We start from the raw sequence: 825 nt of genomic DNA, 5'->3' as shown, positions 1-825 counted from the left end.
GTCTGGACCAGCGCGAGCGCGCCGCCGCGAAGCCGTTTGGGCGCGGCCGGGGCGGCGAGCGCCATCAGCACGCCGTCGGTGCACGCGTAGAACACGCCGAGCAGGCCCGGGATCGCGGTGATCAGCGCCGCGCGGGACAGCGGGGCGAGCAGGACCGCGTACGCGCCGAGCAGTGCGACGTGCCCGATCAAAAACACTCGGCCGCGCCCCCACCGGTCCCCGGACGTGCCGGCGGGCACCGCGAGGACGAGGAACACCAGGGCGGTGCCGAGCGGCAGCAGTGGAAACAGGTGCGGGGACAGGTCGGTGTGCCGTTGGAGAAGCAGGTAGAGCATCGCGTCGCCGATGGTGGCGGCGCCGAGGAGGAACGCCGCGAGGCACACACGGGTGAAGCCGGGGACACGCAGGACGGCGGTGGCGTCGCGGAGGCGGACCGGGGTCGGGGTTCGGGTCGGGGTCGGCAAAGGGTCGCTTATGGTGCGTGGGGAGTCGACGGTTCCCGGGTCGGTGGGATCGCGGACGAACAGCAGCAGGATCAGGACGCCGAAGGCCGCGAGGCAAAAACTCACCACGAAGACCGCGTCGTAGGCGTCGGCGGTGACCCACAGCACGGCGAGCGCGACGGGCGGGCCGAACAGCGCGCCCGCGGTATCCATCGCCCGGTGCACGCCGAACGCCCGGCCCTGGCCCTCGGGGGTCGCGGCCATCGAGATGAGCGCGTCGCGCGGCGCGGTACGCAGGCCCTTGCCCGCTCGATCGGCCGCGAGTACGCCGCCGATGGCCGAGACGCCGGCGGCGGCGGGCAGCAGCAGTTTGCACGCGGCG

At 73.8% G+C, this 825-nt stretch carries 1 protein-coding gene; it reads right to left on the bottom strand.

The features are described 5' to 3' along the window. Positions 1–825 (bottom strand): MFS transporter (locus tag GT354_RS52075; RefSeq protein ID WP_161365545.1); only part of this gene is annotated, 825 nt, incomplete at both ends.

Source organism: Streptomyces sp. SID3343 (genome assembly GCF_009865215.1).
Taxonomy (GTDB): domain Bacteria; phylum Actinomycetota; class Actinomycetes; order Streptomycetales; family Streptomycetaceae; genus Embleya.
Note: the sequence above shows the minus strand (reverse complement) of the source record. Positions and strands in the feature narration are given on the sequence as shown.